Annotated in this window: 26 protein-coding genes; 19 read left to right on the top strand and 7 right to left on the bottom strand. The window is 60.3% G+C overall.

The window, feature by feature from the left end; genetic code table 11:
• Positions 1–26 precede the first annotated feature (26 nt).
• A complete protein-coding gene (gene soxR / locus ACZ5FP_RS23925) occupies positions 27–497 on the bottom strand; it encodes a redox-sensitive transcriptional activator SoxR (protein ID WP_464664546.1) in 471 nt (156 codons plus the stop codon).
• A 149-nt stretch (positions 498–646) separates the two neighbouring features.
• On the opposite strand from soxR, the gene ggt reads away from it, so the two are divergent.
• A complete protein-coding gene (gene ggt, locus ACZ5FP_RS23920) occupies positions 647–2,392 on the top strand; it encodes a gamma-glutamyltransferase (RefSeq protein ID WP_464664545.1) in 1,746 nt (581 codons plus the stop codon).
• A gap of 39 nt (positions 2,393–2,431) precedes the next feature.
• On the opposite strand, the gene ACZ5FP_RS23915 is transcribed toward ggt, so the two are convergent.
• Together ACZ5FP_RS23915 and ACZ5FP_RS23910 are read right to left on the bottom strand one after the other, a co-directional pair.
• Positions 2,432–3,607: an aminotransferase gene (locus ACZ5FP_RS23915; protein WP_464664544.1), complete on the bottom strand. Its 1,176-nt coding sequence runs from the start codon at positions 3,605–3,607 to the stop codon at positions 2,432–2,434.
• Positions 3,608–3,618: 11 nt separating this feature from the next.
• The gene (locus tag ACZ5FP_RS23910; protein WP_464664543.1) at positions 3,619–4,665 is read right to left on the bottom strand and encodes a LysR substrate-binding domain-containing protein; all 1,047 of its coding nucleotides are present in this window, start codon (positions 4,663–4,665) and stop codon (positions 3,619–3,621) included.
• A gap of 223 nt (positions 4,666–4,888) precedes the next feature.
• Between ACZ5FP_RS23910 and speB the strand changes: the two genes are divergently transcribed.
• The 10 genes from speB (at position 4,889) to ACZ5FP_RS23860 (ending at position 14,024) form a co-directional block, all read left to right on the top strand.
• Complete coding sequence (speB, locus tag ACZ5FP_RS23905) at positions 4,889–5,953, top strand: agmatinase (protein ID WP_464664542.1); 1,065 nt, start codon at positions 4,889–4,891, stop codon at positions 5,951–5,953.
• A 76-nt stretch (positions 5,954–6,029) separates the two neighbouring features.
• Entirely contained in the window at positions 6,030–6,839 is an 810-nt protein-coding gene (locus ACZ5FP_RS23900) for a transporter substrate-binding domain-containing protein (protein WP_464664541.1), read from the top strand.
• Between the two features lie 3 nt (positions 6,840–6,842).
• The gene (locus ACZ5FP_RS23895; protein WP_162800200.1) at positions 6,843–7,511 is read left to right on the top strand and encodes an amino acid ABC transporter permease; all 669 of its coding nucleotides are present in this window, start codon (positions 6,843–6,845) and stop codon (positions 7,509–7,511) included.
• Positions 7,508–8,155, top strand: a complete 648-nt coding sequence (locus ACZ5FP_RS23890; protein WP_464664540.1) for an amino acid ABC transporter permease — start codon at positions 7,508–7,510, stop codon at positions 8,153–8,155. Before ACZ5FP_RS23895 ends, ACZ5FP_RS23890 begins: the two co-directional genes overlap by 4 nt.
• Before the next feature lie 77 nt (positions 8,156–8,232).
• Positions 8,233–9,312 carry an ABC transporter substrate-binding protein gene (locus tag ACZ5FP_RS23885; protein ID WP_464664856.1) on the top strand — a complete coding sequence of 360 codons (1,080 nt, stop codon included), beginning with the start codon at positions 8,233–8,235 and terminating at the stop codon, positions 9,310–9,312.
• Between the two features lie 129 nt (positions 9,313–9,441).
• Positions 9,442–10,479, top strand: a complete 1,038-nt coding sequence (locus ACZ5FP_RS23880) for an ABC transporter ATP-binding protein (protein WP_464664539.1) — start codon at positions 9,442–9,444, stop codon at positions 10,477–10,479.
• Positions 10,476–11,330: an ABC transporter permease gene (locus ACZ5FP_RS23875; protein WP_464664538.1), complete on the top strand. Its 855-nt coding sequence runs from the start codon at positions 10,476–10,478 to the stop codon at positions 11,328–11,330. The genes ACZ5FP_RS23880 and ACZ5FP_RS23875 overlap by 4 nt, the downstream gene beginning before the upstream one ends.
• Entirely contained in the window at positions 11,327–12,127 is an 801-nt protein-coding gene (locus ACZ5FP_RS23870; protein WP_464664537.1) for an ABC transporter permease, read from the top strand. Before ACZ5FP_RS23875 ends, ACZ5FP_RS23870 begins: the two co-directional genes overlap by 4 nt.
• Positions 12,124–12,903, top strand: a complete 780-nt coding sequence (locus ACZ5FP_RS23865) for a carbon-nitrogen hydrolase family protein (RefSeq protein WP_464664536.1) — start codon at positions 12,124–12,126, stop codon at positions 12,901–12,903. Before ACZ5FP_RS23870 ends, ACZ5FP_RS23865 begins: the two co-directional genes overlap by 4 nt.
• Positions 12,900–14,024 carry an NAD(P)/FAD-dependent oxidoreductase gene (locus ACZ5FP_RS23860; RefSeq protein ID WP_464664535.1) on the top strand — a complete coding sequence of 375 codons (1,125 nt, stop codon included), beginning with the start codon at positions 12,900–12,902 and terminating at the stop codon, positions 14,022–14,024. The genes ACZ5FP_RS23865 and ACZ5FP_RS23860 overlap by 4 nt, the downstream gene beginning before the upstream one ends.
• Here the strand turns inward: ACZ5FP_RS23860 and ACZ5FP_RS23855 are convergent.
• The gene (locus ACZ5FP_RS23855; RefSeq protein WP_223614849.1) at positions 14,006–14,917 is read right to left on the bottom strand and encodes a LysR family transcriptional regulator; all 912 of its coding nucleotides are present in this window, start codon (positions 14,915–14,917) and stop codon (positions 14,006–14,008) included. The two genes, ACZ5FP_RS23860 and ACZ5FP_RS23855, sit on opposite strands and share 19 nt — an antisense overlap.
• A 303-nt stretch (positions 14,918–15,220) precedes the next feature.
• Between ACZ5FP_RS23855 and ACZ5FP_RS23850 the strand changes: the two genes are divergently transcribed.
• From ACZ5FP_RS23850 to ACZ5FP_RS23815, 8 genes are all read left to right on the top strand, one after another.
• Positions 15,221–16,426, top strand: a complete 1,206-nt coding sequence (locus tag ACZ5FP_RS23850) for an ABC transporter substrate-binding protein (RefSeq protein WP_464664534.1) — start codon at positions 15,221–15,223, stop codon at positions 16,424–16,426.
• Positions 16,427–16,509: 83 nt separating this feature from the next.
• Positions 16,510–17,253: an ABC transporter ATP-binding protein gene (locus ACZ5FP_RS23845; protein WP_223614942.1), complete on the top strand. Its 744-nt coding sequence runs from the start codon at positions 16,510–16,512 to the stop codon at positions 17,251–17,253.
• Positions 17,246–17,956, top strand: a complete 711-nt coding sequence (locus ACZ5FP_RS23840) for an ABC transporter ATP-binding protein (RefSeq protein WP_464664533.1) — start codon at positions 17,246–17,248, stop codon at positions 17,954–17,956. The genes ACZ5FP_RS23845 and ACZ5FP_RS23840 overlap by 8 nt, the downstream gene beginning before the upstream one ends.
• 3 nt (positions 17,957–17,959) lie before the next feature.
• Positions 17,960–18,847, top strand: coding sequence for a branched-chain amino acid ABC transporter permease (locus ACZ5FP_RS23835; protein WP_223614846.1), 888 nt, complete (start codon positions 17,960–17,962; stop codon positions 18,845–18,847).
• A gap of 1 nt (position 18,848) precedes the next feature.
• Complete coding sequence (locus tag ACZ5FP_RS23830; protein WP_346306040.1) at positions 18,849–19,832, top strand: branched-chain amino acid ABC transporter permease; 984 nt, start codon at positions 18,849–18,851, stop codon at positions 19,830–19,832.
• 1 nt (position 19,833) lies between these two features.
• The gene (locus ACZ5FP_RS23825; protein ID WP_464664532.1) at positions 19,834–21,426 is read left to right on the top strand and encodes a GMC family oxidoreductase; all 1,593 of its coding nucleotides are present in this window, start codon (positions 19,834–19,836) and stop codon (positions 21,424–21,426) included.
• Positions 21,427–21,487: 61 nt separating this feature from the next.
• Positions 21,488–21,727 (top strand): FitA-like ribbon-helix-helix domain-containing protein, encoded by a 240-nt coding sequence (locus ACZ5FP_RS23820; protein WP_464664531.1) that lies wholly within the window; start codon positions 21,488–21,490, stop codon positions 21,725–21,727.
• Positions 21,727–22,164: a type II toxin-antitoxin system VapC family toxin gene (locus ACZ5FP_RS23815; RefSeq protein ID WP_464664530.1), complete on the top strand. Its 438-nt coding sequence runs from the start codon at positions 21,727–21,729 to the stop codon at positions 22,162–22,164. Before ACZ5FP_RS23820 ends, ACZ5FP_RS23815 begins: the two co-directional genes overlap by 1 nt.
• Positions 22,165–22,184: 20 nt before the next feature.
• Here ACZ5FP_RS23815 and ACZ5FP_RS23810 read toward each other — a convergent pair whose 3' ends face one another.
• From ACZ5FP_RS23810 to exbB, 3 genes are read right to left on the bottom strand one after another with little or no spacing between them, the layout of a single operon-like run.
• On the bottom strand, positions 22,185–23,048 hold the full coding sequence (locus tag ACZ5FP_RS23810; RefSeq protein WP_464664529.1) for an energy transducer TonB family protein: 864 nt from the start codon (positions 23,046–23,048) through the stop codon (positions 22,185–22,187).
• Positions 23,048–23,497: a TonB system transport protein ExbD gene (gene exbD, locus ACZ5FP_RS23805; protein WP_223614843.1), complete on the bottom strand. Its 450-nt coding sequence runs from the start codon at positions 23,495–23,497 to the stop codon at positions 23,048–23,050. Before exbD ends, ACZ5FP_RS23810 begins: the two co-directional genes overlap by 1 nt.
• Before the next feature lie 11 nt (positions 23,498–23,508).
• Positions 23,509–24,372 (bottom strand): tonB-system energizer ExbB, encoded by an 864-nt coding sequence (gene exbB / locus ACZ5FP_RS23800; protein WP_464664855.1) that lies wholly within the window; start codon positions 24,370–24,372, stop codon positions 23,509–23,511.
• Between the last annotated feature and the right edge of the window lie 142 nt (positions 24,373–24,514).

Raw genomic sequence — 24,514 nt, 5'->3', positions numbered from 1 at the left:
TGCGGCAGAGGGGCCCGGCCCGTGCTTTAATCGGCGCTTGGTGCTGGATCGAGCAATCGCGGTCCTGGTCCCTGCTCGGACAGCTCATCCCAGGGGTTGCGTAAGGGGCATTCCTGCATTGACAGGCAACCACACCCAATACAGCAGTTCAACTGATCGCGCAGGCCGATCAGTTTGTTGATCCGGTCATCCAGATCCGCCTTCCAGCCTGCCGAGAGCCGCCGCCAGTCCGCCGGCGTCGGAGCCCGTCCCTGCGGCAGGGTCGACAGGGCTTCGGCAATCGATGCCAGCGGTATGCCCGTCCGTTGCGCCACCTTGATGATGGCAACACGCCGCAGAACCTCGCGCGAGTAACGGCGCTGGTTGCCACGGTTGCGTTCGCTGTGGATAAGGCCCTTGCTCTCGTAGAAATGCAGCGTCGAAACCGCCACGCCGCTGCGTGCCGCCACTTCCCCCACCGTCAACTGCCTGTGCCGCTCACTTGGTTTGATTGTCATCCGCTCAATCCATACCTTAACATTACTTCAGGTTTATAGCGGCCTCCGCAAACTTTGTAAAACTTGCGTACAAGTCGCTTTCATACTGGACATCACATGCGGGAGAGGTTCCTCTAGCCGTTCCCGAGATTGCCAGCAGGAGGAAAAGTATGCAGACCCGTTTCACAACGGTGGTTTCTTTCACCGTTTCCCTCGCCTTGAGCACAATCCCCATCACCACAGCCTTTGCAGCATCGCCTGAACCGGCAAAAGCCGAGCATGGCATGGTCGTATCAGCCCAGCATCTGGCAACGGAAGTCGGCGTTGACGTTTTGAAAAGTGGCGGCAATGCCGTGGACGCGGCGGTAGCGGTTGGTTATGCGCTCGCTGTGCTTTACCCTACGGCAGGCAATATTGGCGGTGGCGGATTCATGACGATTCGCCTCAAGGACGGTAAGACCACCTTTCTCGATTTTCGCGAGCGCGCTCCGCTGGCGTCCACCAAAACCATGTATCTCGATGACAAGAGCAATATCGTCAAAGGTCTAAGCCTCGACGGATATCTGGCGGTTGGCGTGCCGGGAACCGTTGCAGGATTCGAACTGGCGCGTGAGAAGTACGGCACCAAAAAACGCGAGGAATTGCTGGGACCGGCGATCCGTCTTGCGCGGGATGGTTTCGAGCTGGTTCAGGGCGATATCAATTCGTTTAAGGCCGGCAACAAGCGGCTTGCCAAGGATCCGGCTGCTGCCGCGATTTTTCTGAAGCCTGACGGCAAACCCTATGCGGTTGGCGAAACGCTCGTCCAGACCGATCTTGCCGCGACCCTGTCCGGCATCTCCGACAAGGGGCCTGATTCCTTCTACAAGGGCACTACTGCCGATGCCATTGCAAAAGCCAGCCAGGACAAGGGCGGCATTCTCACCAAGCAGGATTTCGAGCAGTATTCGGTGCGCGAGCTGGAGCCGGTGAAGTGCAATTATCGTGGTTATGACATCGTGTCGTCGCCGCCCCCAAGCTCCGGCGGCGTCATCATCTGCGAAATCCTCAACGTGCTCGAGGGCTATCCGCTGTCCTATCTCGGTTATGGCTCCGCCGAAACCGTGCATGCCATGGTCGAGGCCATGCGCTACGCCTATGTCGACCGCAACTCAGCACTTGGCGACCCGGATTTCGTCAACAATCCAGTCTCAAAATTGCTCGACAAGGCCTATGCCAAGGAAATTCGCGAGAAGATCAGCCCGTTCAAGGCCGGTGTATCGAAAGAGCTGATGCCGAAAGGCCTCGGCGAGAGCACGGAAACAACGCACTATTCGATCATCGACAATGACGGCAATGCGGTTGCCGTCACCTATACGTTGAACGGCTCCTTCGGCGCGGGTGTCGTGGCGCCTGGGACCGGCGTGCTTCTTAACAATGAAATGGACGACTTCACCTCCAAGCCCGGCGTTCCCAATCTGTACGGGCTGGTACAGGGCGAAGCCAACGCCATCGCGCCGAAGAAGACGCCGCTCTCCTCGATGAGCCCGACGATCATTTCCAAGGATGGCAAGCCATTCATGGTGATCGGCAGCCCCGGCGGTTCGCGCATCATCACCATCACGCTGGAAGCGATCCTCAACGTCATCGATCATGGCATGAACATCCAGGAAGCCATTGATGCACCGCGCGTCCATCATCAGTGGCTGCCCGACAAGGTTTACATGGAGCCCTATGCCCTCTCGGCAGATACGCGCAAGGTATTGAGCGATATGGGCCACACCGTCCAGATCGACAAGAATTGGTCGATCTGGGGCCAGGCCGCAGGCATCCTCGTCGGCGGCGCGAGCCTTTCCGACATCGAAAAGGGTGACGGCGCGCGGTATAACGGCGCCATCGACAGCCGCGCCAGCTCAGGCGAAGCAAAAGGCTACTGAAACTCCAGGGGCTGGCAACGATGTTGCCAGCCCCTGTTGTCAGATGCTGAAATCGACCATGCGGCCACGCAGCTGCCGAATAGTTGCGGCATCTGCATTGGCAAAGGCAAAGCGCAGGAACTGCGTGTGTCCGGCGCCGAAATATTCACCGGGAATGGCCAGTATGCCCGCCTGTCTGGCCAATTGCTCGGCCACTTCGACTGAGGTCTTGCCCGGGAAGGGATGGCGGACAAACGCGAAGTAGGCACCGACGGCTTCGAGCTTCCAGCCGCCAAGACCGGACATGGTCTCACGCAGGGCCTGGGCACGGGTTTCGATTTCCAGCCGGTTGGCGGCGCGCCAGTCGCTCAATGCGGGAAGCGCATGCGCTACGGCAATCTGCGGTGCGCGCGGCGCGCAGATCTGCAGATTGTCCATGATCTTGGCAATTTCCGTGACAACGGTTTCACCCGCCGTTACCGCCCCCAGCCGGTGTCCCGGAATGCAGAAGGATTTGGAAAAGCTGTAGAGCTGGATGAGGTTGTCTTCCCAGCCGCTTTCATTGAAAAGACCATGCGGTGCGCCGGAGCCATCGGCCAGAAAGTCGCGGTAGGTTTCGTCCAGAATGAGCCAGATGCCATGCTTCCTGCAAACCTCGAAAATTGCGCGGAGCCGGTCAGGTGAATAGACCGCGCCGGTCGGATTGTTCGGGGTGACCAGCGCCAGGGCACGCACGCCCGGCACCAGCGCTTTTTCAACCGCCTCCACTGTCGGCACGAAACCGTCTGCCGCACCGCAGGCGACAAACCCCGTCGTGATACCAAGCATCGACAGCGTGGTTTCATGGTTGAAGTAAAAGGGATCGGTGACAAGCACCGTTTCGCCCGCGGCGGCCACGACCATGGCGGCACAGATGAAGGCCTGGTTGCAGCCTGATGTGATGTGGATGTTCCGGCCGTTGATTCCAGCGCCATAAAGCGCCGACACATGCGCGGCATAGGCATCGCGCAGAACCGTCTCGCCCTCGATCGGCCCGTAATTGGCATAAGCAACCGAAGACGCCGCTTCGCCGAGCCAGCGCAGCATGTCCGGATGGGGCGGATAGCCCGGAACCGCCTGCGACAGGTCGATCAAGGGGCCATGTCCGCCGGCATAGGCCCGGCCCCAGGCCTGCACGGCCGGAATGGGCGGAGGAGACAGGCGGGTGACGAGCGGGTTCAGCACAGCAGCAGTCATGGATGATCGTCCTATCGGGTATCGGCCTTGGCACGCCGCTTCTGCGTGCGGTCAGGCCTTTTGGCTCGTGTTGTGGGAATGGATGGCGGCGCCGCCGCGCGCTCGGGCGCACTGATCTTGCCATTGCGCCGCCGGATGATCCGGCGGGCCGAGGTCTGCGGTTCCGTGATGGTATCGGTTTCCAGCGATGCGAAGAACCAGTCGATGAAAACCTTGACGATGGGCGCATTGCGCACCTCGTTGCGGCAGGCGACATGGAATGCGTCATTGGCGGGCACGGTCAGGTCGAAGGGAACGATGAGTTCGCCCTTGGCGATCAGGTTGCTCGCGGTAATCGTATCGCCAAGCGAAACGCCCTGCCCGTAAAGCGCAGCCTCCGTCGAGAGCCGCGCATCGCTCATGAAATGCTGGGCGCCGCGCGCAAGATCCGTGGCATCAGCTGCTGCCAGCCAGGTGTTCCATTCGCGCCCGTCATCGCCATGCAGGAGCACATGGTTGCGCAGGTCGCGGACCGAGCGCAGCGGGCGGCTGTTGAGCAGCGTCGGGCTGGCCACCGGAAAAAGCTTCAGCGTGCTCCACAAACGCGACCAGCAGTCCGACCATTTGCCATCCCCGTAGAGCACGCAGACATCCACATCGGGCGACTGGAGATAATGCGCCTCGTTGGTGGCAATCAGTGTCAGCCGGATATCGGGATATTGTTCGGTGAACTGGTTCATGCGGGGAATGAGCCAGAGCGACAGTAGTGCCGGCACGCAGGTCACCGTCAATTCGCCCTTGGTCGTGGGGCGTTTCATCAGGGCCGTTGCCGTCGCAATATCCTCGAATGCCTTGGAAATGGTCGGCAGCAGCAGCGCGCCCTGCGCCGTCAGTTTCAGCCGCTGCGCACCGCGCTCGAACAGTTGCACATCGAGCGTTGCTTCCAATGCCTTGATCTGGTGGCTGATGGCACCGTGGGTCACGTTGAGTTCGCGGGCAGCGGCAGTCACGGAACCGTGCCGCGCCGTCGCTTCGAAGGCGCGCAGGGGATTCAATGGAGGCAACCGGCCAAGCGTCATGGGAGACTCCAATAGACATCAAATTCGGATTTGTCATGTGAGATTTTCTCACACTAATCCCTACAACAATGTCAATTGCTTTTCCATCGCCTTTGCATCGATAATATGGCCAACGAAGGCGAAAAGCCCAGGGGAACTGACAGAAGCGGATCACATCGGACAACCCTTGCAAGGGCAATCCCTCCCGCGTTTCCCCCGAGCTTTCAGAGAACGGGATAGTGTCATGACATCGTGGGATGAGAAGAAGCTGAGCGATCTGCGGGCTAAGTATGGCGAAAGCCATGGCGGCGAACTGTTCGATCCAACCTTCCGCAAGGTTGCGGACAAGATTTTCTCCAAGAGCGGCACGCGGCTTGCACCCTATGCGGGCATTCCGACATTCCTCACCGCGCCCTATATGCCGGTCGATGCAGCGACACCGGATTTCGGCAATCTGCAGGTGGCCATTGTCGGCGTCCCGATGGACCTTGGCGTGACCAACCGTCCCGGCTCGCGCTTCGGTCCGCGCGCCGTGCGCACCATCGAACGCATCGGACCGTACAACCATGTGCTCGGCTGCGCGCCCGTTTTTGACCTGCGCGTTGCCGATATCGGCGACGTTCCCTTTGCCAGCCGCTACCGGCTGGAACAGAGCCATGACGATATCGAGCGCCGGTTCAACCAGATCGTCGACGCCGGCGTGGTGCCGCTTGCCGTCGGCGGCGACCATTCGATCACCCATCCTATTCTCAAGGCCGTCGGCAAGAAGCGTCCGGTCGGCATGATCCATATCGATGCCCACTGCGATACGGGCGGCGCCTTCGACCAGACGAAGTTCCATCATGGCGGGCCATTCCGCAATGCGGTGCTCGACGGGGTCCTCGATCCGACCCGCACGGTCCAGATCGGGATTCGCGGCGCGGCGGAATATCTGTGGGAATTCTCGTACGAATCCGGCATGACCGTCATCCATGCGGAAGAGGTAACCGGCCTTGGCATGCCCGCCATCATCGAGAAGGCCCGCAAGATCGTCGGCGACGGTCCGACCTATCTGTCGTTCGACATCGACAGCGTCGATCCGAGCTTTGCGCCGGGCACCGGCACGCCCGAGGTGGGCGGCCTGACCACCCGCGAAGTGCTCGAACTGATCCGCGGCCTCAAGGGCATCAACCTGGTGGGCGGCGACGTGGTGGAAGTGGCACCGCAATATGATGCGACCACCAACACCGCCCATGCCGGCGCGCAGGTGCTGTTCGAAATCCTGAGCCTGATGGTGTTCAGCCCGTTCGTTGCAGGAAAACGCGACTGACACGTATCAATAGACCTGACAAACGGTGCGGCGATATCATTCCGCACCGTCACATAATAACAAGAAGGGGACTGCCATGACATTCAAAACCACGCTCAAATCATCCTTTGCCGCGCTTCTGCTGCTGGGTGGTGCAACCATCGCCATGTCGGCAACGGCGGCGCGCGCCGACGCCATCGACGACATCACTAAAGCCGGCGTTATCAATGTCGGTGTCTTTGCCGACTTCCCGCCCTTCTCGTCGGCAAGCGCCGACATGACCCTGAAGGGTTATGATATCGACGTGGCCCAGGCTCTTGCCAACGCATTGAAGGTCAAGCTCAAGACTGTCAGCGTTACCGGCCAGAACCGCATTCCCTACCTCACGGAACATCGCGTCGACCTGCTGATGAGCGTCGGCTACAGCAAGGAACGCGAACAGGTCCTCGATTTCGCCGCGCCTTACGCTCCGTACTACATCGCGGTGATCGGGCCGAAGGCGCTTGAGATCAAGAACAAGGACGATCTCGCCGGAAAGAGCATTGCCGTCAATCGCGGCACGCTGGAAGACACATCCCTGACTGCGGCGGCACCGGCTTCAGCCGACGTAAAGCGCTTCGACAATTACAACGCCGTCATCCAGGCCTTCATCTCCGGCCAGACGCAGCTCATGGTGGTCGGCAACGATGTGGGCGCGCAGGTGCTCGCGCGGCAGGAAGCCCTTGCGCCGGAACAGAAATTCCAGCTTCTGACGTCTCCCTCGCATATTGCCCTGAACAAGAAAGAGGACCGTCTCAAGCAGGCCGTCAACGATGCCGTCGCGAAGATGCTGGCGGATGGCTCGCTCAACAAGAGTTCCGAGGCCTGGCTGAAGACACCGCTCAATCCTGCCAATCTCAAGGATTGACCTGTGGGCTATGCGCTCGATTTCGGCTGGTTGAACGATGCGCTCGGCATGATTGCCAGCGGTGCGGCCATGACGGTCTTTCTGATCGTCGTGACCTCAGTCGCTGGCACATTGCTCAGCATCTTCGGCGCCATCGGGCGCCGCAGCCGCCATGCGATCCTGCGCAAGCTGGTTGCCGGATACGTCGAGCTCATCCGCAACACACCGTTTCTGGTGCAGCTGTTCTTCATCTTTTTCGGCCTGCCGCGCCTCGGCATCCGCCTTGACCCCGTTGCGGCAGCGATCCTTGCCATGACCCTGAACATGGCGGCCTACAGCACAGAGATCGTTGGCGCCGGACTGGATGCCGTTCACAAGGGGCAGACCGAAGCGGCGAAGGCGCTTGGCCTTCGCCCGAGGATCATCTTCATCAAGATCGTACTGCCTCAGGCGCTAAAGGTTATCTTCCCTGCCCTGACCAGCCAGATCGTTATCATGATGCTGGAATCCGCCGTCGTTTCGCAGATCGCCGTGCGGGAGTTGACCTACGAGGCCGACATGCTTCAGGCGCGCACCTTCCGCGCTTTCGAAACCTATTTCATCGTGACCCTGGTCTATCTCGGGCTCAGTATCGCCCTGCGCAGGCTGCTCTATGCGGCCGGACGCCGATCGATTGCCGGAGGCATGGCATGATCGAGTTCACCTTCTGGGACATAGCGCGCAATCTGCTGCTGGCGGCCCGCTGGACAGTATTGCTTTCCATCGTCGCTTTTACCGGTGGTGCCATCGTCGGCGTGGCTATCCTTCTGGCACGTATCTCGAAACGCAACTGGCTGCGCCGCAGCGCCCAATATTACATCGGCCTGTTTCAGGGAACGCCGCTGCTGATGCAGCTGTTTCTGCTGTTCTTCGGCCTGCCGCTGCTCGGCTTCCGTATCGAAGCCTGGACGGCCGCAGTGCTGGGTCTGACGCTTTGCGCCAGTGCGTTCCTCGCCGAAATCTGGCGGGGCGGCGTGCAATCGCTGCCAGACGGACAGTGGGACGCCGGCAGCAGCCTTGGCCTGCATTATTTCGCGCAGCTGCGGCTGGTCATCCTGCCGCAGGCCTTTGCCATAACACGGGCACCGACGGTCGGTTTTCTCGTGCAGTTGATCAAGAGCACGGCTTTGACGTCGATCATCGGATTTGAGGAACTGGTCAGGACGTCGAACGCCATCAACAATGCAACTTTCGAACCTTTCACCGTCTATGGGCTGGTGGCATTGATCTATTTTGTTCTGTGCTATCCGCTGACGCGCTACACTAAGAAACTGGAACTTCGTACCGCACAGCGCTAGAGCGCGCGCAGTGTTGGTAAAAGAGTGGGAATCAGCCAGAAACTGGCCAACAAGAAGGAGATCGGACTATGGATACAATGATCAAAACAGCCGTCAACCGGCGTACCGTGCTGGCTGCCGGGGCTTTGGGCACCGCAATGCTTGCCATGCCGTCCGTGCTGCGCGCACAGGACAAGTCCCTGAAAATCGGCGTCTATGGCGGCTACTTCAAGAATTCGTTCGACAAGAACATTTTCCCCGAATTCACCAAGGCAACCGGCATTGCCGTTGAATCCGTCGCAGAACCGACGGGCGAAGCCTGGCTGGTTCAGCTTGAACAGGCTGCCAAGGCCGGTGCTGCCCCTGCCGATATTTCGATGATGTCGCAGGTTGCCATGATCAAGGGCCAGTCGACCGAACTCTGGACGCCGCTTGACACGGCGAAACTGCCCAACGCGAAGAACCTGCTCGACCGTTTCATCAACAAATATCCCGATGGGCGCATCGCCGGTATCGGCGCGGTGGCATGGTATATCACGCTCGTGACCAACACCGATGTCTACAAGGAAGCGCCGACATCCTGGCAGGCCTTCTGGGATCCGGCAAACGCCGACAAACTCGGCCTGCTTGCCCTCGTTTCCAACTCGTTCCTTCTGGAAGTGACGGCAAAAACCTTCTTCGGCGGCACCAATGCCCTCGATACGGAGGAAGGCATCCTCAAGGTCTTCGACAAGCTGGCCGAAGTGAAGCCGAATGTCCGGCTATGGTACCGCGACGAAGCGCAGTTCGAACAGGCGCTGAAATCAGGTGAAATCCCGATGGGCCAGTATTATCACGACGTTACCGGCCTGGCAGCGTCCGAGGGGCATCCTGTCCGCTCCACCTTCCCGAAGGAAGGCGGCATCCAGGATTCAGGCTGCTGGGCGGTGTCACGCGCATCAAAGAAGATCGACGAAGCGCATATCTTCATCGATTACATGAGCCAGCCAGCCATTCAGGCAACCCTGTCCCGCAAGGTGGGCACGGCTCCGACGGTCAAGCGCGAACTGCTCGACCTGAATGAAAAGGAGTTCGCGGCTGTATCGTCGGATATCGAACCGATCCTGCCGCGCTACGACCTGCTGACGACCAAGGCCGACTTCCTCAACCAGAAATGGACCGAGCTGATCGTTGGCTGATCGCGTTTGCCGCCGGTTGCGGATAGGCTTTCCGGAACCGGCGGCAGCCTGCCGGATTGTACAAAGGTGAAACCCGGCCTATTGCGAACCGGGTTTCTTTTTAACGATGACGAATGAAACGAGGGCTCGATGTCCGGACTGGTATTGAACGGTGTGACCAAGCAATTTGGTACATTTACCGCCGTGGAGAATGTGCAGCTTTCCGTGCCGCACGGCACGTTTGTATGCATGCTCGGGCCATCGGGCTGCGGCAAGACCACGCTCCTGCGGATGATTGCCGGGCTCGACGACCCGACCGGCGGCTCCATCCTGCTCGACGGCGAAGACATCACCAAGGTCCCGACCCACAAGCGCAATCTGGGCATGGTGTTCCAGTCGCTGGCCCTGTTCCCGCATTTGAGCGTGGGCGAGAACATCGCCTACCCCCTGCGCATTCGCGGCAAAGGCCGCGAAGACCAGAAAAAGCGCGTCGATGAACTGCTGGCCCTGATCCACCTGCCCGGCTACGGCGACCGGCCCGTTTCGAAACTGTCCGGCGGCCAGCGCCAGCGCGTGGCCATCGCCCGCGCTTTGGCGCTTTCGCCCAAACTGTTCCTGCTGGACGAGCCGCTCTCGGCGCTCGATGCAAAGCTGCGTGAAGCGATGCAGGTGGAACTGCGGCAGCTGCAGCAGAAGCTCGGCATCACCACCATCGTGGTGACGCACGACCAGCGCGAAGCCATGACCATGGCCGATACGGTGGTGGTCATGAATGGCGGACACATACGCCAGGCCGCCTCGCCGATCGAAATCTACCGCAAGCCCGCCGATACGTTTGTCGCCGACTTCATCGGCTCGACAAATCTCATCGAAACGACGGCCGACAGTTCGGGCGCCGCCACCATCTTCGGGCACAGCGTGCCCGGTCTGGTCCTGCCTGCAGGACTGCAGAAAGCAACGATTTCCGTGCGGCCGGAAGATGTGCACCTGACAGCGCCGGGCAACGGCGCCATCAACGGCACCGTGACCTTCGTGCGCGATCTTGGCGGCACGATCGAAACCTTCGTGGAAGCGGGTGGCAAGCAGATCGTCGCCGTCTCGACGCCGCGTGCCCGGCCTGAGGTGACAGCCGGACAACAGGTCGGCATCGTGCTCGCCCCCGATGTCTGCGTGGTGCTGAAACAATGAAGCGCGAAGCCCCCCAATCCATAGCCGATTACGGGCCGCTGTTTTTCCCCGCGGGCATGCTGCTGGTGTTTTTCGTGGTGCCGTTCGGCACCATGATCGCTGTGAGTTTCTTCCAGCGCCAGCAGGGCGGCTTCTATACGCCTGCCTTCGTCTTCTCCAATTACGAGCGCTTTCTCAGCGTCTTCTTCGGCGGCGTTCTCGGCTTCTCGCTGATGCTGGCCATCACCGTCGCCATCTGCTGCGTCGTTCTTGCCCTGCCCTTCACCTATCTCCTGTCCAAGCTGCCGCGCCGGTTGCAGGTGATCTGGCTCGTGGCCTTGCTCTCCGTACTGTCGCTGTCGGAAGTCATCATCGGCTTTGCCTGGTCCACACTGTTTTCGCGCACGGCCGGGATCACCAACATTCTTGTCCAACTGGGGTTGATGAAACAGGCCGTCGCCCTGTCGCCGAGCTTTGGCGCTGTGCTGACGGGCATGGTCTATCAGGCGCTGCCCTATACGGTGCTTGTCCTTTACCCCGCCCTTGTCCGGCTCGATCCCACCCTGATGGAGGCGGCGCGGACATTGGGTTCGTCGCCGGTGCGCGCCTTCTTCAACGTGCTTGTGCCGGCGCTGCGCAACACGATCATGGCGACGCTGATAATGGTGTTCATCTTCGCGCTGGGTTCGTATCTGCTGCCGCAGATTCTTGGCAGGCCGCAGCACTGGACGCTCTCCGTCCTCATCACCGATCAGGCGATCTACCAGTCCAACATGCCGTTTGCGGCGGCCATGGCCGTGTTTCTGGTGCTTGTGACGCTTGGTCTGGTGGCCCTGACATTGCTGATCGGACGCAAGGGAGAAAAGGCATGATGACCACCCTCAGACGCCTTTATTTCTTCCTCGTCGGGCTGTTTCTCGCCCTTCCGCTGATCGTGGTTGCCGGCGTGTCGGTCAACGCGAAGCAGACGCTTGCCTTTCCGCCGCAGGGCTTTTCGCTGGCCTGGTACGGCGAAATCTTCCTCAATCCGGAATGGCGCAGTGCTCTCATTGCCTCGGTCGTCCTCGCCACCACATCAGCGGCTTTGGCCGTGCTGATTGCGCTGCCGCTTGCATGGTTCCTGTGGCGGCGCATTGCACCGTGGGCGAACATCTTTCAGGTCCTCGGCATTGCGCCGTTCACGCTGCCGCCGGTCATCACCGCGCTCGGCCTTCTGACATTCTGGGCCACCACCGGCTTCTATGGCCAGCCATGGACCGCCGTGATCGGCCACGCGATCTTCTTCGTCACCCTGCCGCTGGTGACGCTATCGCTCGGCTTTTCATCCATCGACCGCTCCTTCGTCGAGGCTGCGGCCACCATGGGCGCGAGCGATCGCACCATTTTCCGCACGGTCATCCTGCCGCTGATCCTGCCCTATCTGGTTTCCGGCTACGCCTTCGCTTTCGTCTTGTCGCTCAACGAGTATATCGTTGCCTACATGACCGTCGGCTTTACGCTGGAAACGCTCCCCATCAAGATTTTCAATGCACTGCGCTACGGCTATACGCCGACCATGGCCTCGGTGACCATTCTCTTCGTCGCCACCGCCGCCGTGATCTTCTCGCTGGTTGCAAAATTCGGCGACCTGCCCAAGCTGCTTGGTGCCATGGCCACGGACGACAAATGATGCGGATGGCAGCACTCCAGATGCAGGCGGTTTGCGGCGATGTCAGCGCCAATCTGGCACGCATCGGGCAAGCCGCGAAAGCTGCCGCCAAAGCCGGTGCCGACCTGCTTGTCGCCCCGGAACTCGCCCTGACCGGTTACGGTGCGGGAGAGACGATCACGGGATTGGCAGAGCCGGCCAATGGCGAACAGATCGATCGGCTGCAGGCCATATCCAAGGCCAACGCCATAGCCATCATCGCGGGCTTTGCCGAACGCGATGGCGATCACATTTACAATAGTGCGGCCTTTGTCTGCGGCGATACCCAGCCTGCCATCTACAGGAAATCGCATCTCTATGGCGATTATGAGCGGGCCCTGTTTACCCCGGCAAAACCGGCCAGCTGCATTGTCCCGCTTGCCGGGCTGAAGCTGGGCATGCTGATCTGCTACGATGTAGAATTTCCGGAGAATGTCCGCCGCCTGGCGCAGGCGGGCGCACAGATGATCCTCGTGCCGACGGCGCTTCCCGCGGGCCCATCCGGAGAATTCATCGCCGCGCACATGATTCAGGTACGCGCGTTCGAAAACCAGATATTTGTCGCCTATGTCAATCACGCCGGCAGCGACGAACGCTTCACTTTTGCCGGCCTCTCCCGTATAGCCGCGCCGGATGGCAGCCTCGTCGCTGCCTGCACGGATGCCAATGAACACCTGGTTTTTGCCGACATCGACCGGCACGCCTTTGCAGCATCGATTGACAGCAATCCCTATCTGAAAGACCTGACGCGGATATGACCGACATCATCGACACCGACATTCTCATCATCGGCGCCGGCATTGCCGGCGTTGGCGTAGCCGCCGAGCTTGCCCATACGCACAAGGTCATCATACTCGAACGGGAGAGCCAGCCGGCCTACCATTCGACGGGACGCTCAGTTGCCATATTCCTCCCCAATTACGGCAACGATGTCATTCGTGCGCTCAATCATTTCAGCGCGCCCATGTTCATGCAGCGTGACACGAACCTGTTTCCCGAACCGCTGCTGACACCCCGTGGTGCCCTCACCATCGCCGATGAAACCGGCATTGCAAGCTGCGAAGACATGATCAAAAACGGCGTCAATGTCGAGGAGATCAGCGTAGACCGGGCCGTGGAAATGGTGCCGATCCTCAACCGCGATCATATCAAGGCTGTCTGCTATCAGGCTGAAGCGCAGGACATCGACGTGAATGCCCTGCATCAGGGCTGGCTGCGCAAGGCGACGGGCCTCGGCGCCGAACTTCGCACGTCATGCGAAGTCATCCGCGCGAGCCGGGTGAACGGCTTTTGGCTGGTCGAGACGCCGGGTCAGACATTCCGCGCCCCTACGGTCATCAACGCTTCCGGCGCATGGGCCGACGTCATAGCAGGCATTTTCGGCGGCAAGCCGCTTGGGTTTACCCCCTTGCGCCGCTCGGTCGCCGTGCTGCCCGCGCCGGAGGGATACGACACCCGCAGCTGGCCGGTGGTCGACGATGCCAATGAGAGCTGGTACCTCAAGCCTGACGGCGGACGATTGTTCGTCTCGCCCGGTGATGAAACCCCGGTGGAACCGCATGACGCCTATGTGGACGACATGATCCTCGCCGAAGGCCTCTACCGCTATGAACAGGCGGTCACGATACCGGTCAACCGTGTCGAACGGAGTTGGGCCGGTCTGCGCACCTTCGCGCCGGACCGTACACCCGTTACGGGATTCGACGCGGAACTCGACGGGTTCTTCTGGCTCGCCGGACAGGGCGGATATGGTATCCAGACTGCTCCGGCGCTATCGCAGCTTGCTGCCAAGCTCATCCGCCAGCAATCCTTGCCGGATGGTCTGGCAAACATCGCCCCGCGCCTGTCTGCTGCCCGCTTTCAATCAAGCAGGGGATAGCCGCCAAAAATCGCCGTCTGGCTGCCAACCTCCGAGCGGATGAAATCGCTGAGCACGCGGATGCGCGGCGTGTTGACGATATCCTCATGGCAGATCAGCCAGTAATCGCGATTGAGGTGCATTTCCTTTGGCAGCACCGGCACCAGTTCCGGATAATTGTAGGCAATGAAGTAGGGCAGGATGCAAAGGCCGAAACCCGAGCGGGCAGCGCTCAACTGGGCAAAAATGCTTGAGCTCTGGTAGGCCGGCCGCAGACCGGGAAGAATCTCGCGCATATAGTCGAGCCCGGGCGTGAAAATCATATCCTCGATATAGCCAATGAAGCGGTGAGCGGAGAGATCAGCGCGTTGCCGGATCGCCGGATGCCGGGCGAGATAGTCTTTCGCCCCATAGATGAACAAGCGGTAGGGCATCAGTTTTTCCTGATGATAGGGGCCCGTGCGTGTCGGATTCAGCGTGATCGACAAATCCGCCTCGCGGCGCGACAGCGAGACAATCTGCTGGATCGTCACCATTTCCACGGAAAGACTGGGGTAGGACTGCGCCATGATGGGCAGGCGGTTCGCCAGAAAGAAATTGGCTATCCCCTCCAGAATGCTCAAGCGCACGACACCGCTGAGCGAGACCGTTCCGCCGGAGGCTTCATTCTGAAAGCGCTCGGCTTCGCGCTCCATGATTTCAGCCGATTCAATCAGCTTCTCGCCAAGTGCCGTCAGAATGTATCCACGCGGATTCCGCTCGAAAAGACGCGCCGAAAGTGCCTCCTCCAGCCTGTCGATCCGCCGGGAGACGGTGACGTGATTGGTGCGCAGGCGACGCGCTGCCGTCGTGAGCTGACCGGTCCGCGCCACCGCCAGGAAATATTGCAGATCGTCCCATGTGTATTGCCGCAAGGCGCACCCATATGTACGTATTTGTACCTATTCTGTGCGAAAATAGGTGTTTGTGTACTTATTTGTCAATGCTACAGTTTTTTCAACGAATGGTTGCCTGCTACGAGAAACGGGACAATCATAGGGGCAAGAATTATCCGGCAGAGAGGAATGGCTGACCGGATTGAGGAGGAGAACCGAACCGATTGGGCGCAGACATCTCTGCGTCATGGCTTTGGGTCATTTTCAGCCGAGACGATCAAGTCCGCGACGGTCCATCATACGATGATTCTGTGAGCGGCGTTTCTTTGGGAGGAGAACAGAATGAAATTATTGGCAATTGCAACCGCTGCCCTGATGGCTGCAACCGTTATGCCCGCTGCGAGTGCAGGCATTTCGGACGGCAAAGTCAAGATCGGCATCCTGAACGATCAATCCGGTGTCTATGCGGATTTCGGCGGAAAGTGGTCGTTCGAAGCGGCGAAGATGGCCGCCGAAGACTTTGGCGGCAAGGTTCTCGACGCGCCGATCGAGGTCATCACCGCCGACCATCAGAACAAGCCGGACATTGCCTCCAATATCGCCCGCCAGTGGTATGACACGGAGCAGGTCGATGCGATCATGGAATTGACCACCTCGTCCGTCGCGCTCGCCGTGCAGGGCATCTCCAAGGAAAAGAAGAAGATCGATCTTGTGACCGGTGCGGCCACGGCCGAACTGACCGGCAAGCAGTGCTCGCCCTATGGTTTCCATTGGGCCTATGACACCCACGCTCTCGCTGTCGGCACCGGCGGTGCGCTCGTCAAGCAGGGTGGCGATACCTGGTTCTTCCTCACCGCCGACTATGCCTTCGGCTATTCCCTGGAAGAACAGACGACCAAATATGTGACGTCGAAGGGCGGTAAAGTGGTCGGCTCCGTGCGTCATCCGCTGGCAACAGCCGACTATTCCTCGTTCCTGCTGCAGGCGCAGTCATCCGGTGCCAAGGTGATCGGTCTGGCCAATGCCGGTCTCGACACCGCCAATGCCATCAAGCAGGCCGCTGAATTTGGCATCGTATCGGGCGGCCAGCGTCTGGCAGCCCTGCTCTTCACCCTGGCGGAAGTGCACGGCCTCGGCCTTGAAGCAGCCCAGGGCCTGACCCTGACGGAAAGCTTCTACTGGGATCGCGACGACCAGTCCCGCGAGTTCGGGCGCAGGTTCTTCAAGCGCACCGGCCGCATGCCGAACATGATCCAGGCCGCGACCTATTCCGGGGTCACGCAGTATCTGAAAGCCATTCAGAAAGCCGGCACCGATGACACGGAAAAAGTTGCCGCTGCCATGCATGAAATGCCTGTCGATGACGTCTTCGGACGTGGCGCCAAGGTCGGTGCCAACGGCCGCCTGATCAGCGATGTCTATCTGATGGAAGTCAAGAAGCCATCGGAAAGCAAGGAGCCATGGGACTATTACAAGGTTCTGGCCACGGTTCCGGGCGATGAGGCCTATATAAAGCCAGCCGAAAGCGGCTGCGATCTGGCCAAGTAGTCCGGATGACAGCTTCGTTGAGCAGTACGGCATTCGGGGGAGGACATACTTCCCCCGGCAGCGCCGGTAACGCCGGAGCCCGGGTGGTTCTCTCCGCCCGCGGCCTGCGCCGGGATTTTGGCGGCTTCATCGCCGTCAATAATGTGGATCTGGATATCCATCATGCGAAAGTCCACGCACTGATCGGCCCCAACGGCGCGGGAAAGACCACGGTTTTCAATCTCCTTACCAAGTTTCTGCAGCCGTCGAGCGGCACGATCACCCTGCTCGATCAGGACATCACCAGAACCGACCCGGCGAAAGTCGCCCGTATGGGGCTGGTTCGCTCGTTCCAGATTTCTGCGGTTTTCCCGCATCTCACCGTTCTCGACAATGTGCGCGTGGCCCTGCAACGCCCGGCCGGCCTGTCGACGCAGTTCTGGCTGCCGACCAGCGCCCTCAACCGGCTGAATGATCGGGCCATGGAACTGATTACGGCCGTCGGATTGCACGACGCCCACAATAAACTGGCCGCTGACCTCTCCTATGGCCGCAAGCGCGTGCTGGAGATCGCCACAACGCTGGCGCTCGATCCCAAGGTCCTGCTTCTGGATGAACCCATGGCGGGCATGGGCCACGAGGACGTGCACATCGTTGCCGAGATCATTCGCGAGGTGGCCCGCGACCGGGCAATCCTGATGGTCGAACACAATCTGAAGGTCGTTGCCGATCTTTGCGACCAGGTCACCGTCCTGCAGCGCGGCGAGATTCTCATCTCCGGCGACTACCAGACGGTCAGCCAGGATGAACGGGTGCGCGTTGCCTATATGGGGACCGAACATGAGTGATCCAAAACCCCTCCTCGCCGTCCGCGATCTCCATGCCTGGTATGGCGAAGGCCACGCGCTGCATGGCGTCCATCTCGATATCCATGAGGGCGAAACCGTCACCCTGCTTGGCCGCAACGGCGTCGGCAAGACCACGACCCTGCGTTCGATCATGGGCATTATCCGCAAGCGCACCGGCAGCATCGCCTTTGACGGCAGGGATATGATGCGCGTTCCCCTGCACCGCACGGCCCATGCCGGCATCGGTTTCGTGCCGGAAGAGCGCGGCATCTTCGCGACGCTCTCCGTCGATGAGAATCTCAACCTGCCCCCCATCGTTGCCAAGGGCGGCATGTCGATACCGGAGATCTATGATCTTTTTCCCAATCTGAAAGAGCGGCGCAACAGTCCCGGAACCAAACTTTCCGGCGGCGAGCAGCAGATGCTGGCCATTGCCCGCATCCTGCGCACCGGGGTCAAACTGCTGCTGCTTGACGAGCCGACCGAAGGCCTTGCCCCGGTCATCGTGCAGCGCATCGGCGAAGTGCTGGTGACGCTAAAGCAGCGCGGCATGACCATTCTGCTGGTCGAGCAGAATTTCCGTTTCGCCAGCAAGGTCGCGGATCGCTTCTACGTGGTGGATCACGGCAAGATCATCGATAATTTCCACGTCCGGGAACTGCCGGAACGCATGTCCATGCTCAACGAAGCGCTGGGAGTCTGACCCATGACCATGATCTTCGGCGTTCCCCTGCAGGCCTTCCTCGGACAGTTGCTGATCGGCCTCATCAACGGTTCCTTCTACGCCATGCTCAGCCTTGGCCTGGCGATCATCTTCGGCCTCTTGCGCGTGATCAATTTCGCCCATGGCGCGCAGTATATGCTGGGTGCCTTTGTCGGGTATCTCCTGCTTGCCCAGCTCGGCATCGGCTACTGGCCCGCCTTGATCCTTGCGCCCGTCATCGTCGGCGTCGCCGGTGCGATCGTCGAACGCGTCGCACTCTCGCGTCTCTATAATCTCGATCATCTCTATGGCCTGCTCTTCACTTTCGGGCTTGCGCTGGTGATCGAAGGGACCTTCCGCTATTACTACGGTGCGGCGGGACAACCCTATGCGGTGCCCGCCGCTCTCACCGGCAGCTATAATCTCGGCTTCATGGTCCTGCCGAAATACCGTGCCTGGGTGGTGCTGGCATCCCTTGCCATCTGTCTTGCCACCTGGCTTCTGATCGAGAAAACCCGGTTGGGTTCCTATCTGCGCGCGGCGACGGAAAATCCGACACTTGTTAGGGCCTTCGGCATCAACGTGCCGATATTGCTGACCTTTACCTATGGCCTCGGCGCCGCGCTTGCCGGGCTTGCGGGCATCATGGCGGCACCGATCTATCAGGTGAGCCCGCTCATGGGCACCAACCTGATCATTGTCGTGTTCGCCGTGGTGGTTGTCGGCGGCATGGGTTCTATTCTCGGCGCCATCGTCACCGGTTACATGCTCGGTATTTTCGAGGGCCTGACCAAGGTGTTCTACCCCGAGGCCTCCAATATCGTGATCTTCGTCATCATGGCGATCGTTCTGCTTGTCCGTCCGGCAGGCCTGTTCGGAAAGGAGGTCTGACATGACCGATACGACAGTTTCCCCAGGCCAGAAAAGCAGGTTTCTCAATCTTGAAATGCTGCTGATCCTTATCGGCGTCGCAGCGCTCATTCTCGCGCCCTTCCATTTCTACCCGGTCTTCCTGATGAAGGTGCTGTGTTTCGGGCTGTTCGCCTGCGCCTTCAATCTGCTTCTCGGCTATACCGGCATACTCTCTTTCGGCCATGCGGCATTCTTTGGCGGAGCCGCCTATTTTACCGCCCATTCCGTCAAGGAATGGGGCTTTCCGCCGGAGCTCGGCATCCTGCTCGGCGTCTTCGGCGCAACGATCCTTGGACTGATCATCGGTTTCTTCGCCATCCGGCGTCAGGGTATCTATTCGACGATGATCACCCTCGCCCTGTCGCAGATGTTCTTTTTCTTCTGCCTGCAGGCATCCTTCACCAAGGGCGAAGACGGCATTCAGGGTGTGCCGCGCGGCAAGCTCCTCGGCTTCATCGATCTGAACGATCCGCTCAACATGTATTTCTTCGTGCTGGCCGTTTTCCTCATCGGTGTCTTCATCATCTGGCGCATCATCAATTCGCCCTTCGGCATGATCCTCAAATCCGTCCGGGAAAACGAGAACCGCGCCATTTCGCTCGGTTATTCCGTTGCCCGCTACAAGCTTGCGGCCTTCGTCATGTCGGCAGCGCTCACCGGCCTTGCCGGCGGCTTGAAGGCGATTGTCTTTCAGTTTGCAACGCTGACCGATGTCAGCTGGCAGATGTCCGGCGAGGTCGTGCTCATGACCCTGCTTGGCGGCATCGGCACGCTGGTCGGCCCGATCGTCGGGGCCGGATTCATCACGGCGCTGGAAAACTATCTCGCCACGTCGGAATTTCCGGTCACGGTGATCACCGGCATCATTTTCATGGTCTGCGTCCTCGTCTTCCGCCGCGGCATTATCGGCGAGCTCTACGCCTCGCGGTTCGGCAAGAAACTCGAGAGCAGCTCCGGGCACTGACATGACAGCCAGCTATGACTACATCATCGTCGGGGCAGGCACGGCAGGCTGCACCTTGGCCAACAGGCTGTCGGAAGACCGGAACGTGTCGGTCCTCCTGCTCGAGGCCGGCGGCAAGGACAATTACCCCTGGATTCACATTCCGGTGGGGTATCTCTACTGCATCTCCAATCCGCGGACGGACTGGTGCTTTTCGACCGAGGCTGAACCTGGCCTCAACGGCCGCGTCCTCAACTATCCGCGCGGCAAGGTGCTTGGCGGCTGCTCGTCGATCAACGGCATGATCTATATGCGCGGGCAGGCGCGCGACTACGATCTGTGGCGGCAGGATGGTTGTGCCGGATGGGGCTGGGATGACGTCCTGCCCTATTTCCGCAAGTCGGAAGATTACTATCTCGGCAGCGATGAATTTCACGGGTCGGGCGGCGAATGGCGCGTGGAGGAAGCGCGCCTGCACTGGGATATTCTCGATGCGTTCAGGGATGCTGCCGAAGCGGCGGGGATCCCGCGCACCGACGATTTCAATCGCGGCGACAATGAAGGAAGCTCCTATTTCAAGGTCAACCAGAAACGCGGCATCCGCTGGAACACGGCAAAGGCGTTTCTTCGCCCGGCAATGAAACGGGCGAACCTGACGGTGGAAACGGGAGCCCATGTCCGCAAGCTCGTTATCGACGGCCTGACAGCCGGGGGCGTGGAGATCGAACAGGCGGGAACCATCCGCACGATCCACTGCCGCCGCGAGGTGATCCTGGCGGCAGGCGCCGTCGGCTCGCCGCAGATTCTTGAATTGTCCGGCATCGGCCGCGGCGACGTTCTGCAGAACGCCGGAATCACTCCGGTTCTTGAACGGCGCTCGGTCGGTGAAAACCTGCAGGATCACCTGCAACTGCGCTGCGCCTATAAGGTGACGGGCATTACGACGCTCAACGAAAAGGCCAACCGACTTTTGGGCAAGGCATCGATTGCCCTGGAATACCTCATCAACCAGTCCGGCCCGATGTCGATGGCCCCAAGCCAGCTGGGGGTCTTCACCCGCTCCGATCCGTCTTTTGCGACGGCGAACCTGCAATATCACGTGCAGCCGCTATCCCTGGAAAAGTTTGGCGAAAACGTCCACCCCTTCCCAGCCTTTACCGCCAGCGTCTGCAATCTGCGGCCGGAAAGCCGTGGTTCCGTTCACATCAAATCACCGGATTACCGGGCCCATCCGGCCATCCGGCCGAATTACCTGACAACGGACAGCGACCGCCGTGTCGCGGCGGATTCAATCCGCATCACCCGCAACATCGTGGCGCAAAAGCCGCTGCAGCGCTACAGGCCGGAAGAATTCAAGCCGGGGCCGCACTATCAGAGCGAGGCGGAGCTGATCGAGGCGGCAGGCGCCATCGGCACGACGATCTTTCATCCCGTCGGCACCTGCCGCATGGGCGCCGATCAGGAATCCGTGGTCGATCCCCAGTTGCGCGTGCGGGGCATAAAAGGATTGCGCATCGCCGACGCATCCATCATGCCGACCATCACGTCGGGCAATACCAACGCGCCGACGATTATGATTGCGGAAAAGGCGGCGGAAATGATCGCCCGCACCTGAAAGCCAATCTGCTTGAACCGCTGTGATCTCTTTGCTATCATTGAGATCAATGGAGGTACGCATGGCCGGAAACCTGCACGTCAGAAATCTCGATGATGATCTCATTGTAAAGCTCAAGTTGCGCGCAGCGCGCCACGGCCGCTCAACGGAAGCGGAACACCGCGAAATTCTGCGCCAGGCTTTGGCGACCGAGATCGAGCCTTCCTTTGATGATCTTGCTGTCCAGTTGCGCAAACTGACGATGAACCGGAAGCAAACGCCTTCGGAAGAACTGCTCCGCGAAGGACGCGACGAGCGTTGATGGAAACCCTGATCATCGATGCCAGCATCGCCGTCAAATGGGTCATTCAAGAGGAAGGGACGGAGCAGGCGCTGAGACTGCGCGGCCGCTATCATTTCGCGGCGCCTGACCTTCTCGTCGCCGAGTGCGCCAACATTCTGTGGAAGAAAGTGCAGCGAACCGAGCTGACGCTGGAAGAGGCCCAATTGGCCAGCCGGCTGCTGCAACAGGCAGACATTGAACTGATCGGCATGCGCGGGCTTCTGGAAGAGGCGACAAGGCTGGCAATTCTGCTTGGCCACCCTGCCTATGACTGCATTTATCTCGCGCTTGCGAAACAACGGCAATGCGTGTTTGTCACTGCAGATGAAAGACTACTTCGCATCGTCCAGCAGAAGGCAGTGGGCACAACCTTCCCGCGATGCATGACGCCCCTTCAGGTTAGTGAGCGCACCTGAATTCATCGTCATTCTCAGGATCATTGAATGGAAATGGGGATGGACAGGGATTGACTCCCGCCCTGAAAATCATCCGGCGCCGAGGGGACGGGCGACGCACGGCGGACCAGATCGAGGACATACTGGTCAAGCCCCGGATTTCCAGAACTGCCGACGATCCTCGAAGCAATGATATTGCCATCGCGCGTGACCGTAAACGCCACGCTCGCCCTGCCGGAACCATGACCGCCGCCACGGGCACGGCGGGAATAACGTGCCAGATAGGAGTTGATCTTGTCTTTCCAGCTGCGGGCAGCACTGGCAGAACTGGCCCGTGACACGCTTGGCTGCTGCCTGGCTTCCACAACGGTATCGCTCTTCACGTCCGTGACCTGTGTCTTCACCGGTTTGCGCACAACCTTCTTCGGCATGTCCTTTTTAGGCACATCCGGCTTTTTCTGTTCGGGGCGGACAATAGGCAACGGCACTTCCGCCTTCGGCAGTTCAACCGTTTTTTCCGGCTGCGGCTCCTCCGGGACCACCTGCTCTTCCGGCACCGGCTGTTCGACAGGCTGCGGCTCAGGTTCGGGTTCGATCGGCTTTTCCGGCGGCATGTCGGGCGCCTTGGCCTCCTGTTGGACAGGCTCCGGTGTGATCTTCTCCGGCTCGACCGGCGGCAGCTCGGCAACGGCTTCCGGAATGACGGGAGCCGGCAGCGGCTCCATATCGATCATCACAGCAGCGGCAATATCTCCAGCCTCCGCTTCCGGCTGATACCTGTATCCGTACCATCCCGCACCGGCATGCAAGCCGGCCATCACAATGCCGGCGGCGGACCACAGGCCTATTTCGCGCCAGTTCAGCTGAAACCGTCCCGCCCCGCGTGCTGCTGGCTCGCCCGACATCACTGCGCACTTCCAGCGGGCACCGACGGGGCACTTTCGAGTCCGACGAGGGCGATCTTGAGATAGCCATTGTCACGCAGGGTGTTCATCAGATCCATCAGCGCGCCATAGTCCACGGCCCGGTCGGCACGCAGGAACACACGCGTTTCCTTGTCGCCCTGCGTCTTCTGGTCAAGGAAGGCGCCCAGCGTTTCCTTCGTCACCGTGTCATTGACGATCGCGATGGTATGATCGTCCTTCAGTGTGAGATAGAGGGGCTGGTCTGGTCGGGTGGCTGGCGCCGCCGTCGACGCCGGCAGGTCGACATTGATATCGACGGTGGCGAGTGGTGCCGCCACCATGAAAATAATCAGCAGAACCAGCATGACGTCGATGAATGGCGTCACGTTGATTTCGTGGTTTTCCTGCAATTCGTCGTCGGAAACATTGTGCCTGATACCGCCGGCCATGATCTCTACCTCTACTCCGCCGCAGCGGCACGGGGCTGATGCACCGGCGGCACCAGCGCAAAATCCACGTCGCGGCTGACAAGCCGTTCAACACCCGCCGAGGCATCCGCCAGCAACTGGCGGTAGCCGGTGATGGATCGGGCAAACACGTTGTAGATGACGACTGCGGGGATCGCGGCGACAAGACCGATGGCCGTTGCAAGCAAGGCTTCGGCGATGCCCGGCGCGACAATGGCAAGATTGGTCGTCTGCGATTCCGAAATGCCGATGAAGGAATTCATGATCCCCCATACCGTGCCGAAGAGACCGACGAACGGTGCCGTTGAGCCGATGGTCGCCAGCACGCCCGTGCCCCGGCTCATGCGGCGGCCGGCCTGCGCCTCGATGCGCGACAGGCGGGAGGAAACACGCTCCTTCAAACCATCAGCACCCGCATAACTCAGCGCTTCCTGCGACAGGCGCACTTCCTCGCGTGCGGCATTGACCAGCTGAGCCCCCGGTCCGCCGCGGCCTTCCAGTGCCTGTTCGGCATCGCGCAGGGTGCGCGCACCGCCGATAGCGTTGAGGGCGCGATAGGCGCGGACCCTCGCCCCGGCCAGTTCCAGCGTCTTGGCCAGCCAGACAGTCCAGGTCACGAGCGACGCGAAGGCCAGTCCGATCATCACCCCCTTCACCACCCAGTCCGCCGCCATGAACATGCCCCAGGGGGACAAGTTGTGCGGGAGGGTTGCCTTGGTGACGGCGGCCGGTGCGGACGGCGCCGGAGCAGCCTGGAGAACAGGCGCAGGCGCCGCTTGAGGTGCCGGGGCGGCTTCAACCGGGCTTTGCTGGATGGTCTGAGGCTGCGCCGCCTGCGGCGCGCCTTCTTGCGCCATCACTGGAGAAGCCAGCAACAACAGGACCGGAAGGACGACCGTTCCTGCTCTGATACGCCCTGAAACATTCCGCTTCACTGGAAATCCGCCTGTGCTTTTGCGCATGACTTTTATCTTTCGCTTCTTCCGCCATCTCAGCCAT

This window comes from Phyllobacterium sp. T2-21 (genome assembly GCF_055378485.1).
The sequence above is the reverse complement of the archived record's forward strand: the minus strand, read 5'-3'. Positions and strand labels throughout refer to the sequence as shown.